This window comes from Mesorhizobium loti (assembly GCA_014189435.1).
Taxonomy (GTDB): Bacteria; Pseudomonadota; Alphaproteobacteria; order Rhizobiales; family Rhizobiaceae; genus Mesorhizobium; species Mesorhizobium loti_G.
Window position 1 is genome coordinate 2,873,568 of sequence record CP050293.1, and the last position, 12,067, is coordinate 2,885,634.

The following is a 12,067-nucleotide window of genomic DNA, read 5'->3' on the forward strand; positions in this document are numbered from 1 at the left end:
ATTATTTCCTCTTCGCCTTCTTATCCGCGCCGTGACCGTAATAGGTCCGGGTCGGAGCGAATTCACCGAACTTGTGACCGACCATGTCCTCGTTCACCGAGACGGGAACATGCTTCTGGCCGTTGTAGACACCGAAGGTGAAGCCGACGAACTGCGGCAGGATGGTGGAGCGACGGCTCCACATCTTGATCACCTCATTGCGACCACCTTCACGAACCTTGTCCACCTTCTTGAGAAGGTAGCCGTCAATGAAGGGGCCTTTCCAAATCGAACGAGTCACTTGGCGTTACCTCTTCTTAGCTCTTGCGCTGATGGCGCGAGCGCAGGATGAACTTGTCGGTCGCCTTGTTGGACCGCGTCTTCTTGCCCTTGGTCGGCTTGCCCCAGGGCGAAACCGGATGGCGGCCACCCGAGGTGCGGCCTTCGCCGCCGCCGTGCGGATGGTCGACCGGGTTCATGGTCACGCCGCGATTGTGCGGGCGCTTGCCACGCCAAACCGTGCGACCGGCCTTGCCGTCATTGATGTTGCCGTGGTCCGGATTGGACACGGCGCCGACAGTGGCCATGCAGGAGCCGTGAACGACACGCTGCTCGCCCGAGTTGAGGCGCAGGATCGCCATGCCCTGGTCACGACCGACCAGCTGACCATAACCACCTGCCGAACGGGCGACCTGAGCGCCCTTGCCCGGCTTCAGCTCGATGTTGTGGACGATGGTGCCGACCGGCATCGAAGCCAGCGGCATCGCATTGCCCGGCTTCACGTCGACCGATTCACCGGACACGATCTTGTCACCGGGAGCCAGACGCTGCGGAGCGATGATGTAGGACAGCTCGCCATCGTCATACTTGATCAGCGCGATGAAGGCGGTGCGGTTCGGATCGTATTCAATACGCTCGACCGTGCCGACAACGTCGAACTTGCGGCGCTTGAAGTCGATGATGCGGTACGAACGCTTGTGACCACCGCCGATGAAGCGGGCGGTGATGCGGCCGTGGTTGTTGCGGCCGCCCGACTTGGTCAGGCCTTCGGTCAGACCCTTGACGGGCTTGCCCTTGTAGAGGCCCGAGCGGTCGACGATGACCAGCTGACGGGTGCTGGGCGTTACCGGGTTGAATTTTTTCAGTGCCATTGTTCTGTCCTCGCGGCCTTGCTCAGAGACCCGTCGCGACGTCGATCGACTGGCCATCGGCCAGCGTCACAATCGCCTTCTTGACGTCGCTCTGGCGGCCAACCGTGCCACGGAAGCGCTTGATCTTGCCCTTGCGGACAAGCGTGTTCACGGCCATCACCTTGACGCCGAACAGCGCTTCGACGGCGGCCTTGATTTCCGGCTTCGACGCCTTCTTGGCGACGTTGAAGACGACCTGGTTCTGCTCGGAGGCCATGGTCGACTTTTCAGTGATCGCCGGCGAGACGATCACGTCGTAGTGACGAAGGTCGGTCATTTAAAGCGCTCCTCGAGAGCCTCGACGGCGGCCTTCGAAAGGACCAGCGTGCCGCGGCGCAGAATGTCGTAGACGTTGATGCCCTGGATGGGCAGCACGTCGATGTTGGGGATGTTCGTCGCCGCCAGCTTGAAGTTCTTGTCAAGCTCGGCGCCGCCGATCAGCAAAGCGTTGGTCAGGCCCAGCGTCGCGAAATTCGCGATCAGCGCCTTCGTCTTGGCCTCGGTCAGCTTCAGCTCGTCGATGATGATAATCGACGCGCTCTTGGCCTTGGCCGAGAGAGCATGCTTGAGGCCGAGCGCACGAACCTTCTTCGGCAGTTCGTGCTCGTGGCTGCGAACGACCGGGCCGTGGGCCTTGCCGCCGCCGCGGAACTGCGGAGCGCGTGCCGAATGGTGACGGGCGCGGCCCGTACCCTTCTGCTTGTACATCTTGGCGCCGGTGCGCGCGATCTCGGCGCGACCCTTGGTCTTGTGCGTGCCCTGCTGCTTCTTGGCAAGCTGCCAGCGCACGACGCGCTGCAGGATGTCTTCGCGCGGATCAAGGCCGAAAATCTCGTCGGAGAGTTCCAGCTTGCCGGCGTCCTTGCCGCCCAGCGTTGTGATCTTGAGATCCATTATTCCGCTCCCTCTGTGGCCGGAGCCTCGTTCTTGGCGCCACTTTCGGCAGCAACGGCGCGGATCGCGGCAGGCTTCGGCGCATTGGCCGGCAGTGCCACCTTGGCCGCATCGCGGACCAGGATCCAGGCGCCCTTCGATCCGGGAACCGCACCGCGGATCAGGATCAGGCCGCGGTCGGCGTCGGTCGATACGATCTCGACATTCTGCGTGGTGACCCTGACGTCGCCCATGTGGCCAGCCATATGCTTGCCCTTGAACACCTTGCCCGGGTCCTGGCGCTGGCCGGTCGAACCGTGCGTACGGTGCGAAACCGAGTTACCGTGCGTTGCACGGCCACCGCCCATGTGGTGGCGCTTGATGACGCCCTGGAAACCCTTGCCGATCGTCGTGCCCGTCACATCGACCTTCTGGCCGGCGACGAAGTGCTCGACGGTGATCTCGGCGCCGACATCGATCATGTTGTCGGCGGAGACGCGGAACTCGGCGACCTTCGCCTTCGGCTCGACGGAAGCGGTCGCGAAATGGCCGCGCATCGCCTTCGACGTGTTCTTCACCTTGGCCAGGCCAACGCCGAGCTGAACGGCGGTGTAGCCATTCTTCTCTTGCGTGCGCTGGGCCACGACCTGGCAGTTCTCCATCAGGAGAACGGTGACGGGAACATGTTCCCCGGCATCGTTGTAGATGCGGGTCATTCCCACCTTCTTTGCAATCACACCTGAACGCATCGGTTCAATTCCTTTAGAGTTCCGGGCCAGGGGCACCGCCCCTTACCGCGCTCTCATTCCCTTAGAGCTTGATCTCGACGTCGACGCCGGCGGCCAGATCGAGCTTCATCAAAGCATCGACGGTCTGCGGGGTCGGATCGACGATGTCGAGCAGACGCTTGTGCGTGCGCATCTCGAACTGCTCGCGGCTCTTCTTGTCGACGTGAGGCGACCGGTTGACCGTAAACTTTTCGATCCGCGTCGGCAGCGGAATGGGGCCGCGGACGTTTGCGCCGGTACGCTTGGCCGTCGACACGATTTCCTTCGTCGAGGCGTCGAGCACGCGGTGGTCAAACGCCTTCAGGCGGATGCGGATATTCTGTCCGTTCATGCGTCACTTCCTTGTTCTGGCGCGGCGCGGGCAACTCCCGCGCCCGCGACAGATCGGTTTAAGTCCAAATTACTCTTTGATGGTGACGACGATGCCGGCACCGACGGTGCGGCCGCCTTCACGGATGGCGAAGCGCAGCTTCTCTTCCATGGCGATCGGCACGATCAGCTCGACATCGACCGTGATGTTGTCGCCCGGCATCACCATCTCGGTGCCTTCCGGCAGCGACACGATGCCGGTCACGTCCGTCGTGCGGAAGTAGAACTGCGGACGGTAGTTGGTGAAGAACGGCGTATGACGGCCACCTTCGTCCTTGGTCAGGATGTAGGCTTCAGCCACGAACTTCTTGTGCGGCTTCACCGTACCGGGCTTCGCCAGAACCTGGCCACGCTCGACACCTTCACGATCAACGCCGCGCAGCAGCGCGCCGATGTTGTCGCCAGCCTGGCCCTGATCGAGCAGCTTGCGGAACATCTCGACGCCGGTGCAGGTCGTCTTGGTCGTCGGACGGATGCCGATGATCTCGAGTTCCTCGCCGACCTTGACAATGCCACGCTCGACGCGACCCGTGACAACCGTGCCGCGGCCCGAGATCGAGAACACGTCTTCGATCGGCATCAGGAACGGCTTGTCGAGCGGACGAACCGGCGTCGGAATGTAGGCATCGACCGCAGCCATCAGCTCGCGGATCGCGTCTTCACCGATCTTCTTGTCGGTGTCTTCAAGAGCAGCCAGAGCCGAACCCTTGACGATCGGAATGTCGTCGCCGGGGAACTCGTTCTTGGTCAGAAGCTCGCGAACCTCGAGCTCGACCAGTTCGAGCAGCTCGGCGTCGTCGACCTGGTCGACCTTGTTGAGGAACACCACGATCGACGGCACGCCGACCTGACGGGCAAGCAGGATGTGCTCGCGGGTCTGCGGCATTGGGCCGTCGGCAGCCGACACGACCAGGATCGCGCCGTCCATCTGCGCGGCACCGGTGATCATGTTCTTCACATAGTCGGCGTGGCCGGGGCAGTCGACGTGAGCGTAGTGGCGGTTGGCCGTCTCGTATTCGACGTGCGCCGTCGAGATCGTGATGCCGCGCGCCTTTTCTTCAGGGGCAGCGTCGATCTGGTCGTAGCGCTTGTATTCGCCAAAATACTTGGTGATCGCCGCCGTCAGCGACGTCTTGCCATGGTCGACGTGGCCAATCGTGCCGATGTTCACGTGAGGCTTGTTACGCTCGAATTTACCTTTGGCCATAATCGTTCTCCGTCTATTCTACCCGCTTGGGGGAAATTGTTATTCGCTCTTCAGATCCGGCACCGCGCGAGGGGCGCGACCCGGTGGCTAAGGAACCCTTACGCGTATTTCTTCTGGACTTCCTGGGCCACTGCGGTCGGGACCGGCTCGTAGTGATCGAACTGCATCGTGTAGGCCGCACGGCCCTGGCTCATCGAGCGCAAATTGTCGACGTACTTGAACATGTTGGCGAGCGGCACCATCGCGTTGATGACCACTGCAACGCCACGCGCTTCCTGGCCCTGGATCTGGCCACGACGACCGTTCAGATCGCCGATGACGCTGCCGACGTAGTCTTCCGGCGTCACGACTTCGACCTTCATGATCGGCTCGAGCAGCTGCACACTAAGCTTGGGTGCTGCTTCACGGAAGCAGGCGCGGCCGGCGATTTCGAAGGCCAGAACGCTGGAGTCGACATCGTGGTAAGCGCCGTCGATCAGCGTCGCCTTGACGCCGATCATCGGGAAGCCCGCGAACGGACCCGAGGTCATGACGCTGTTGATGCCCTTTTCGACACCCGGGATGTATTCCTTCGGCACGGCGCCGCCGACGATCTTGGTATCGAACTCGAACTCGCTGCTGTCCGGGTTCGGCTCGAAGACGATCTTGACGCGAGCGAACTGACCGGTACCGCCGGTCTGCTTCTTGTGCGTGTAATCCTGCTCATGCTTGCGGGTGATCGTCTCGCGATAGGCCACCTGCGGCGCACCGACATTGGCCTCGACCTTGAACTCGCGACGCATGCGGTCGACGATGATGTCGAGGTGAAGTTCGCCCATGCCGGAAATGATGGTCTGGCCGCTTTCCTCGTCGGTCTTGACGCGGAAGGACGGATCCTCGGCGGCCAGGCGGTGAAGGGCGAGGCCCATCTTTTCCTGGTCGTTCTTGGTCTTCGGCTCGATGGCGATCTGGATGACCGGATCGGGGAATTCCATGCGCTCGAGGATGACCGGATGCAGCGGATCACTGAGCGTGTCGCCGGTGGTCGTGTCCTTGAGACCGGCAAGAGCAACGATGTCGCCGGCAAAAGCCTCTTCGACGTCGGCGCGCGAATTCGCATGCATCTGCAGCATGCGGCCGATGCGCTCTTTCTTGCCCTTCACGGTGTTGTCGACCGAGATGCCCTTGGTGAGCTTGCCCGAATAGATGCGGGCAAAGGTCAGCGAACCGACGAACGGGTCGTTCATGATCTTGAAGGCGAGCATCGACAGCGGCTCGTTGTCGTCGGCATGACGCTCGATCTCGGCGTCGGTCTTGGCATCGACGCCCTTGATGGCCGGAACGTCGGCCGGCGACGGCAGATATTCGACGACGGCGTCGAGCAGCGGCTGTACGCCCTTGTTCTTGAAGGCCGAGCCACAGAACATCGGGTAGAACTTCACCGCGATGGTGCCCTTGCGGATCAGCGCGCGGATCTCGTCATTCGACGGCATCTTGCCTTCGAGGTAATTCTCAAGCGCCGTCTCGTCCATTTCGACGGCGGCCTCGATCATCTTCTCGCGGTATTCTTCGGCACGAGCCTTGAGGTCGTCCGGGATCTCGACGATGTCCCAGGCAGCGCCCAGCGTCTCGTCGCGCCAGACCAGCGCGTTCATCTCGACGAGGTCGACAACACCCTTGAACTCGGTCTCGGCGCCGATCGGCAGCTGCATGACAACGGCATGCGCACCGAGGCGCGAACCGATCATCTCGACCGAGCGGTAGAAGTCGGCGCCGATCTTGTCCATCTTGTTGCAGAAGATCATGCGCGGAACGCGATACTTGTCGGCCTGACGCCAGACGGTTTCCGTCTGCGGCTCGACACCGGCATTGGCATCGAGCAGCGCTATGGCGCCGTCGAGAACGCGCAGCGAACGCTCGACTTCGATGGTGAAGTCGACGTGGCCGGGGGTGTCGATGATGTTGAAGCGGTACATCTTGCCGCTGCGACCCTTCCAGAAGGTCGTGGTCGCGGCGGACGTGATGGTGATGCCGCGCTCCTGCTCCTGCTCCATCCAATCCATGGTGGCAGCGCCGTCGTGGACTTCGCCGATCTTGTGCGACTTGCCCGTGTAATAGAGGACGCGCTCGGTGGTCGTCGTCTTGCCGGCGTCAATATGCGCCATGATACCGAAATTGCGGTAGTCTTCGATTTTGTATTCGCGGGCCATCGTAGCTGCCTCTCAGTCTCGTTCGCGCTTTACCAGCGGTAGTGCGCGAAAGCGCGGTTGGCTTCAGCCATCTTGTGGGTGTCTTCACGCTTCTTGACGGCCGTGCCGCGGTTGTTGGCCGCGTCCATCAGCTCGCCGGAGAGGCGGTCGACCATCGTGGTCTCGTTGCGATTGCGAGCCGCGGCGATCAGCCAGCGAATGGCCAATGCCTGACGGCGCTCGGGGCGCACGTCGACCGGAACCTGGTAGGTGGCGCCGCCGACACGACGCGAACGCACTTCCACATGCGGCGCGACATTGTCGAGCGCCTGATGGAAGACGGTGACCGGCTCTTGCTTGGTCTTCGACTGAACCTGGTCGAGCGCGCCGTAGACGATGGTCTCGGCGACCGACTTCTTGCCGTCATACATGACGGCGTTCATGAACTTGGTGACGATCAGATCGCCGAACTTCGGGTCCGGATTGATCTCACGCTTTTCTGCACTGTGACGACGCGACATGGCTTTTGTCTCTCAATCTCATAGCCCGACGCACTCAAGGAGCGCCAAGGCCGGAAAATCTTACTTCGGACGCTTGGCGCCGTACTTCGAACGGCGCTGCTTGCGGTTCTTCACACCCTGCGTGTCGAGCACGCCGCGGATGATGTGGTAGCGAACGCCCGGAAGATCCTTGACGCGGCCGCCGCGGATCATCACCACGGAGTGTTCCTGAAGGTTGTGGCCTTCGCCGGGGATGTACCCGATCACTTCAAAACCATTGGTCAGGCGGATCTTGGCCACCTTGCGCAGCGCCGAGTTCGGCTTCTTCGGCGTCGTTGTATAGACGCGCGTGCAAACACCCCGCTTCTGCGGGTTCTGCTGCATGGCCGGGACCTTGTTGCGCTTCACCGGCGCAATGCGCGGCTTGCGGATCAGCTGGTTGACGGTAGGCATTCAACCCTCTTGTCTCTCAATTCCGTGTCTCGCCCGGTCAGGGCCGCTCAAAGCGTCATTTCCATACGCAAATTCGGGCCATAAACCGCGCCTCGCGGTCTTGCCCGAACAAATGGCAGAGGAAGCGGAAGCCGCTTCGTGCACGCCGGAAATGTCTTTTCGCTCGTAAAACGAACCCTGTTTGAGGCAAACTCCAAAGCGTGTCGCTTCGGAAGGGAGAGCCTCACATCGGTTCTGACTGGGCGGCTTCTACTAGCAAGCCCATGAACCGTCAAGCCCGGCGCGGCAAATATTGCATTGAAGCCGGGGCTTGGCAGCCATGCGAAAACCGCATGTAATTTTCTTTCGCCGTTTTGCAAGGACGAGGAAGAAAGTGACCGGCTTCTGGCTGTTGCACGGCCCTGCTTCATGCGAAAAGGCCGCATGAGCAGTCAAAGGCCCCTCGCCCGCCCGAATCTTGCCAAGAGGAATCGACCCGTGAACGACAATGACGAACGCCCGGTCACCATCATCACCGGCCGGGTGTGGAAGAAAAAAGGCGGCAAGCCGGAAGGCGTGCATGTGATGCTGGTCGCGCCCGATGACGATTCGGCGGTGCGCCGGGCACTCGAATCGCTTGCGGCCGAAGGTTACGCCGAGGCCGAACTCGACCAGATCGGCGACATGGACGGCATACCCGACGAAGAGCCGCATATCTCCGCCTTCCAGGGCGCGCTCGAAGGTGAAGTGTCGATCGTCACCTTCGACGTGCCGATCTGAAACCAGGGCGCCGATCATGGCAGGATCAAGAGCTGTTGGACCTGCCTCCCGGGCCTGGGCCGATCGGGCGGTCGCCGCGATCGAAGCCGACCAGCACCGCTCGGCCGATACGCATCTCTGGAAGCTGGACCTGCCGGCACTGGCTGGCATCGACTTCTACCTCAAGGACGAGATCGACCCATCCGACCGGCAGCCTGAAGCATCGGCTGGCGCGTTCGCTGTTCCTCTATGCGCTGTGCAACGGCCTCATCCGTGAAGGCTCGCCAGTGATCGAGGCGTCGTCGGGCTCGACGGCGGTATCGGAAGCCTATTTCGCCCGCATGATCGGCGTGCCGTTCTATGCCGTGATGCCGAGAGCGACCTCGCGCGAAAAGATCACCGCGATCGAGCACTATGGCGGCAAGTGCCATTTCATCGACGACGGCCGTCGCATCTATGCCGAGTCGGCTGAACTCGCGGCACGGCTTGGCGGTCATTTCATGGACCAGTTCACCCATGCCGAGCGCGCCACCGACTGGCGCGGCAACAACAACATCGCCGATTCCATCTTCGGTCAGATGCGCGAGGAGCAGCATCCGATCCCGACTTGGATCGTCATGAGCGCCGGCACCGGCGGCACCACCGCCACGATCGGCCGCTATCTGCGCTACAAGCGGCATGCAACACGGCTGTCGGTCGCGGACGTCGAGCGCTCGGCCTTCTTCGACAGCTTTGCCACGCATGACCGTGACTGCCGCTGCGAGCAGCCGTCGCGCATCGAGGGTATCGGCCGGCCGCGCGTCGAACCATCCTTCGTCCCCGGCGTCATCGATCACATGCTGCGGGTGCCGGACGCGATGTCGCTGGCGGCGATGCGGGTGTTGTCGCGCCGGCTTGGCCGCCGTGTCGGCGGGTCGACCGGCACCAACTTCGTCGCCATGTGCTTTCAGGCGGCGCGCATGGTTGAGGCGAGGAAAGCCGGCTCGCTGGTGACGTTGATCTGCGATTCGGGCGACCGCTATGCCAACACCTATTATTCCGACGACTGGCTGGGCGCGAACGGCCTCGACCCCTCTCATTTCGAAGCGGCCATCGAGGCCTTTCTAGCCGGCGAAAAGCTGGCGCTGCAGTTCGAGGAAAGCTGGGGCTGACCTTTCGGCTTAAGCGTGCCGGCTCCGGCTTGCCCGGAGCAAGTGTTCTGATAAGAAACGCTCTTCCTCACTCAACAGACGGAGCGACCGTGTCCCAGCCCATCAAGATAGGCATCGTCGGCGTCGGCAAGATCGTCCGCGACCAGCACCTGCCGGCCCTGGCGAAAGACCCGAACTATCGCCTCATCGCCGCCGCCAGCCGGCATGGCAAGGTGGAAAACATCCCGAATTTCCCTGATATCGAAGCCATGCTAGACGCCGTGCCCGAGCTCGAGGCCGTATCGCTCTGCATGCCGCCGCAGTTCCGCTACGACGCGGCGCGGACGGCGCTGATGGCGAAGAAGCATGTCTTCCTGGAGAAGCCGCCAGGCGCCACTGTCAGCGAGGTCGAGGACCTCAAGGCGTTGGCCGCGCAGAACGGCGTCTCGCTGTTCGCCAGCTGGCACTCGCGCTATGCGCCGGCGGTCGAGGCGGCGCGTGCCTTCCTGAACTCGACCAAGATCAGGTCGGCCGCCATCAACTGGAAGGAAGACGTGCGCCGCTGGCACCCGAACCAGGAGTGGATCTGGACCCCCGGCGGTTTCGGCGTCTTCGATCCCGGCATCAACGCGCTGTCGATTGCCACCCATATCCTGCCGCCGATGTTCATCATTTCGGCGGTTCTGGATTTCCCCGAAAACCGCGCATCCCCGGTTGCCGCGCGCGTCACCTTCCGCACCTCGAATGGGTTGCCGGTGACTATGGACCTCGACTGGCTGCAAACAGGTCCGCAAAGCTGGGACATCCTGGCCGACACCGACAAGGGCGCGATGGTGCTTTCGGGCGGCGGCACCAAGCTCGCCGTTGATGGCAAGGTGGTTCATGACGAGCCGGAGGCCGAGTACCCGATGCTCTACCGGCGCTTTGCCGAAATCGTGCGCGCTGGCGTCTCCGATGTCGATCTGGCCCCGCTCCAGCATGTCGCTGACGCCTTCATGCTCGGCAAGCGCAACGTGGTGGAGGCGTTTTTCGATTGATTTGTGCACGCGACGGGATCGCGGACCTGGCGTGAATGCACGCTCGTGCCAGGTCGACCCCCACTCCGTCTCGGCTACGCCGAGCCACCTCTCCCCGATCGACGGGGTAGAGGAAGGGCGCGAACCTATTGCCACCAACGCTCGTCCGACGCGGCTTCCTTTCCCTCCGAGGGGGAAAGGTGGCGCTGCAAAGCAGCGACGGATTGGGGGAAGCCGGTCGTCGAACGAACAGCCGATGACAAGTGAGTACGACCGAGTTGGTCCTGATAGTCGCGCGACCGGATTGTCGCGCGACTGAGATCCAGCGGATCGCTTGACTCAAATCTTGGTCCTGCAACCGGCGCGCTTGACCATGTCGGCAATGATCAATGGCGTGGCCGGTGTCTGGGACCAGTCGCCCTGACGGGGCGCGCCCGCTTCAAGGGCGGCGCGCACCGCGCCTGTATCCAGGCTGAAAGAACTCTTGCAGGAGACGAGGCCGCCCTTGCCGATCGTGTCGACGATCACGCCGGCGGCTTCGCCAACCCCGGCGACATAGGCGACAAGCGTTTGCCTGGCGATCGGGCTCGTACCGGCCTTGTCGATCATCTCCATCACCTGCCCCACCGATATCCGACCTGTCGCGGTCGATGGAAGGGCGACGGCGGCAAAAGGCGTCATGAACGCCGTCACAACAACAATGGCGGCCACCGCAATCTCGCGTTTGAACGAAGGCATAGGTTTCTCCTGTGAGGTGGAATTGACAAGAATCATCATTGTGCATAAATTAATTGTTGTAAAACGATAATTTCTTTCGATAGAGCGAGACTTCCAATGATTGAACCCGCCATCACGGCTGCCGCCGCCGATCCTGCCCGCCAAGCCAGATTGAAACGCATCCGCCTTTTCAGCCTGGTGCTGGCGAGGTGTTTTGTCGTCCTCGCCATGCTGCTGACCATTGGTCTGCTGTTCTACTGGCTCAGCGTTTCCGCCGGTTCGATCGCGGCCGATGCGCAGATCCCGCAGGAATGGCTGAGCGAGCTTGGCCTCGGTCGAAGACTGATCGGGTTCGCGATCTCGTTCGTGCCGCTCGCTTGCCTTGTCTTCGCGCTCATGGCCGTCAGACGCTGCTTCGGCGCTTTCGCGTCCGGAAACTTCTTCGGTCAGGGCGCCATCAGCAATTTGCGATACTTTGGCCTCGGCCTGCTGGCATCCGCCTTGCTGAAACCGGTTTCGGCGGCGGCATTGTCCGTTCTCTTGAGCTGGGACGCGCCTGCCGGCCAGCACCGGCTGACGCTCGGTCTCGACAGCGACACGATGCTGGCCTTGCTGGCAGCTTGCATCGTCGCTGTCATCACCTGGGTCATGGCCGAGGCATCGGCACTCGCCGAAGAAAACGCGCAGTTCATCTGATGAGGATCAGCTCATGCCCATAAGGGTCAGGCTCAATGTCGTCCTCGCCGAACGAAACGTGAAGTCAAAGGACCTGGCCGAATATGTCGGCATCACCGAGGCCAATCTTTCCCTTTTGAAGCAGGGAAAGGTCAAGGGTATCCGGTTCGACACGCTGGAGCGCATCTGCGACTACCTCGACTGTCAGCCGGGCGATCTGCTTCGCTTCGAGAGGCAGTCCGAATAGCACAAACAAATAGGCCG

Annotated in this window: 15 protein-coding genes and 1 pseudogene; 5 read left to right on the forward strand and 11 right to left on the reverse strand. The window is 62.0% G+C overall.

Translation table 11 applies throughout. From position 1 onward, the window contains the following. Position 1: 1 nt before the first annotated feature. The 10 genes from rpsS to HB777_14055 form a co-directional block, all read right to left on the reverse strand. Complete coding sequence (gene rpsS / locus HB777_14010) at positions 2–280, reverse strand: 30S ribosomal protein S19 (protein ID QND64892.1); 279 nt, start codon at positions 278–280, stop codon at positions 2–4. A 16-nt stretch (positions 281–296) separates the two neighbouring features. Beyond that, the gene (rplB, locus tag HB777_14015; GenBank protein ID QND64893.1) at positions 297–1,130 is read right to left on the reverse strand and encodes a 50S ribosomal protein L2; all 834 of its coding nucleotides are present in this window, start codon (positions 1,128–1,130) and stop codon (positions 297–299) included. Between the two features lie 22 nt (positions 1,131–1,152). Further along, entirely contained in the window at positions 1,153–1,446 is a 294-nt protein-coding gene (locus HB777_14020) for a 50S ribosomal protein L23 (GenBank protein QND64894.1), read from the reverse strand. Continuing rightward, the gene (gene rplD, locus HB777_14025) at positions 1,443–2,063 is read right to left on the reverse strand and encodes a 50S ribosomal protein L4 (protein QND64895.1); all 621 of its coding nucleotides are present in this window, start codon (positions 2,061–2,063) and stop codon (positions 1,443–1,445) included. Before rplD ends, HB777_14020 begins: the two co-directional genes overlap by 4 nt. After that, on the reverse strand, positions 2,063–2,791 hold the full coding sequence (rplC, locus tag HB777_14030) for a 50S ribosomal protein L3 (protein QND64896.1): 729 nt from the start codon (positions 2,789–2,791) through the stop codon (positions 2,063–2,065). The genes rplD and rplC overlap by 1 nt, the downstream gene beginning before the upstream one ends. A gap of 61 nt (positions 2,792–2,852) precedes the next feature. Further along, entirely contained in the window at positions 2,853–3,161 is a 309-nt protein-coding gene (rpsJ, locus tag HB777_14035) for a 30S ribosomal protein S10 (GenBank protein ID QND64897.1), read from the reverse strand. A 69-nt stretch (positions 3,162–3,230) separates the two neighbouring features. After that, positions 3,231–4,406, reverse strand: coding sequence for an elongation factor Tu (gene tuf, locus HB777_14040; GenBank protein ID QND64898.1), 1,176 nt, complete (start codon positions 4,404–4,406; stop codon positions 3,231–3,233). 98 nt (positions 4,407–4,504) lie between these two features. After that, entirely contained in the window at positions 4,505–6,595 is a 2,091-nt protein-coding gene (fusA, locus tag HB777_14045; GenBank protein ID QND64899.1) for an elongation factor G, read from the reverse strand. A 29-nt stretch (positions 6,596–6,624) separates the two neighbouring features. Beyond that, entirely contained in the window at positions 6,625–7,095 is a 471-nt protein-coding gene (gene rpsG, locus HB777_14050) for a 30S ribosomal protein S7 (protein QND64900.1), read from the reverse strand. Positions 7,096–7,155: 60 nt separating this feature from the next. Further along, a complete protein-coding gene (locus HB777_14055) occupies positions 7,156–7,527 on the reverse strand; it encodes a 30S ribosomal protein S12 (protein ID QND64901.1) in 372 nt (123 codons plus the stop codon). A gap of 477 nt (positions 7,528–8,004) precedes the next feature. On the opposite strand from HB777_14055, the gene HB777_14060 reads away from it, so the two are divergent. The 3 genes and pseudogenes from HB777_14060 to HB777_14070 all read left to right on the forward strand — a co-directional run bounded on the left by HB777_14060 (position 8,005) and on the right by HB777_14070 (position 10,432). Next, positions 8,005–8,286 (forward strand): transcriptional regulator, encoded by a 282-nt coding sequence (locus HB777_14060; GenBank protein QND64902.1) that lies wholly within the window; start codon positions 8,005–8,007, stop codon positions 8,284–8,286. 16 nt (positions 8,287–8,302) lie between these two features. After that, positions 8,303–9,416 (forward strand): annotated as a pseudogene (locus HB777_14065) (PLP-dependent cysteine synthase family protein). Positions 9,417–9,505: 89 nt separating this feature from the next. Next, positions 9,506–10,432, forward strand: coding sequence for a Gfo/Idh/MocA family oxidoreductase (locus HB777_14070; protein ID QND64903.1), 927 nt, complete (start codon positions 9,506–9,508; stop codon positions 10,430–10,432). Positions 10,433–10,750: 318 nt separating this feature from the next. Here the strand turns inward: HB777_14070 and HB777_14075 are convergent, their stop codons facing one another. Then, positions 10,751–11,149 (reverse strand): chlorophyllide reductase, encoded by a 399-nt coding sequence (locus HB777_14075; protein QND64904.1) that lies wholly within the window; start codon positions 11,147–11,149, stop codon positions 10,751–10,753. Between the two features lie 96 nt (positions 11,150–11,245). Here HB777_14075 and HB777_14080 point away from each other — a divergent pair, with 96 nt between their 5' ends. Further along, positions 11,246–11,824 carry a DUF2975 domain-containing protein gene (locus HB777_14080; protein QND64905.1) on the forward strand — a complete coding sequence of 193 codons (579 nt, stop codon included), beginning with the start codon at positions 11,246–11,248 and terminating at the stop codon, positions 11,822–11,824. Between the two features lie 13 nt (positions 11,825–11,837). Beyond that, positions 11,838–12,050 carry a helix-turn-helix transcriptional regulator gene (locus HB777_14085; protein ID QND64906.1) on the forward strand — a complete coding sequence of 71 codons (213 nt, stop codon included), beginning with the start codon at positions 11,838–11,840 and terminating at the stop codon, positions 12,048–12,050. The last annotated feature ends 17 nt before the right edge of the window (positions 12,051–12,067 follow it).

Bases quoted from the DNA above. Each gene is read 5' to 3' on its own strand.
- HB777_14085 (QND64906.1), top strand. From the start codon at position 11,838: ATGCCCATAAGGGTCAGGCTCAATGTCGTCCTCGCCGAACGAAACGTG.
- HB777_14080 (QND64905.1), top strand. From the start codon at position 11,246: ATGATTGAACCCGCCATCACGGCTGCCGCCGCCGATCCTGCCCGCCAA.
- tuf (QND64898.1), bottom strand. From the start codon at position 4,406: ATGGCCAAAGGTAAATTCGAGCGTAACAAGCCTCACGTGAACATCGGC.
- HB777_14020 (QND64894.1), bottom strand. From the start codon at position 1,446: ATGACCGACCTTCGTCACTACGACGTGATCGTCTCGCCGGCGATCACT.
- rplB (QND64893.1), bottom strand. From the start codon at position 1,130: ATGGCACTGAAAAAATTCAACCCGGTAACGCCCAGCACCCGTCAGCTG.
- fusA (QND64899.1), bottom strand. From the start codon at position 6,595: ATGGCCCGCGAATACAAAATCGAAGACTACCGCAATTTCGGTATCATG.
- rpsJ (QND64897.1), bottom strand. From the start codon at position 3,161: ATGAACGGACAGAATATCCGCATCCGCCTGAAGGCGTTTGACCACCGC.
- HB777_14075 (QND64904.1), bottom strand. From the start codon at position 11,149: ATGCCTTCGTTCAAACGCGAGATTGCGGTGGCCGCCATTGTTGTTGTG.
- rplC (QND64896.1), bottom strand. From the start codon at position 2,791: ATGCGTTCAGGTGTGATTGCAAAGAAGGTGGGAATGACCCGCATCTAC.
- rplD (QND64895.1), bottom strand. From the start codon at position 2,063: ATGGATCTCAAGATCACAACGCTGGGCGGCAAGGACGCCGGCAAGCTG.
- HB777_14055 (QND64901.1), bottom strand. From the start codon at position 7,527: ATGCCTACCGTCAACCAGCTGATCCGCAAGCCGCGCATTGCGCCGGTG.
- rpsG (QND64900.1), bottom strand. From the start codon at position 7,095: ATGTCGCGTCGTCACAGTGCAGAAAAGCGTGAGATCAATCCGGACCCG.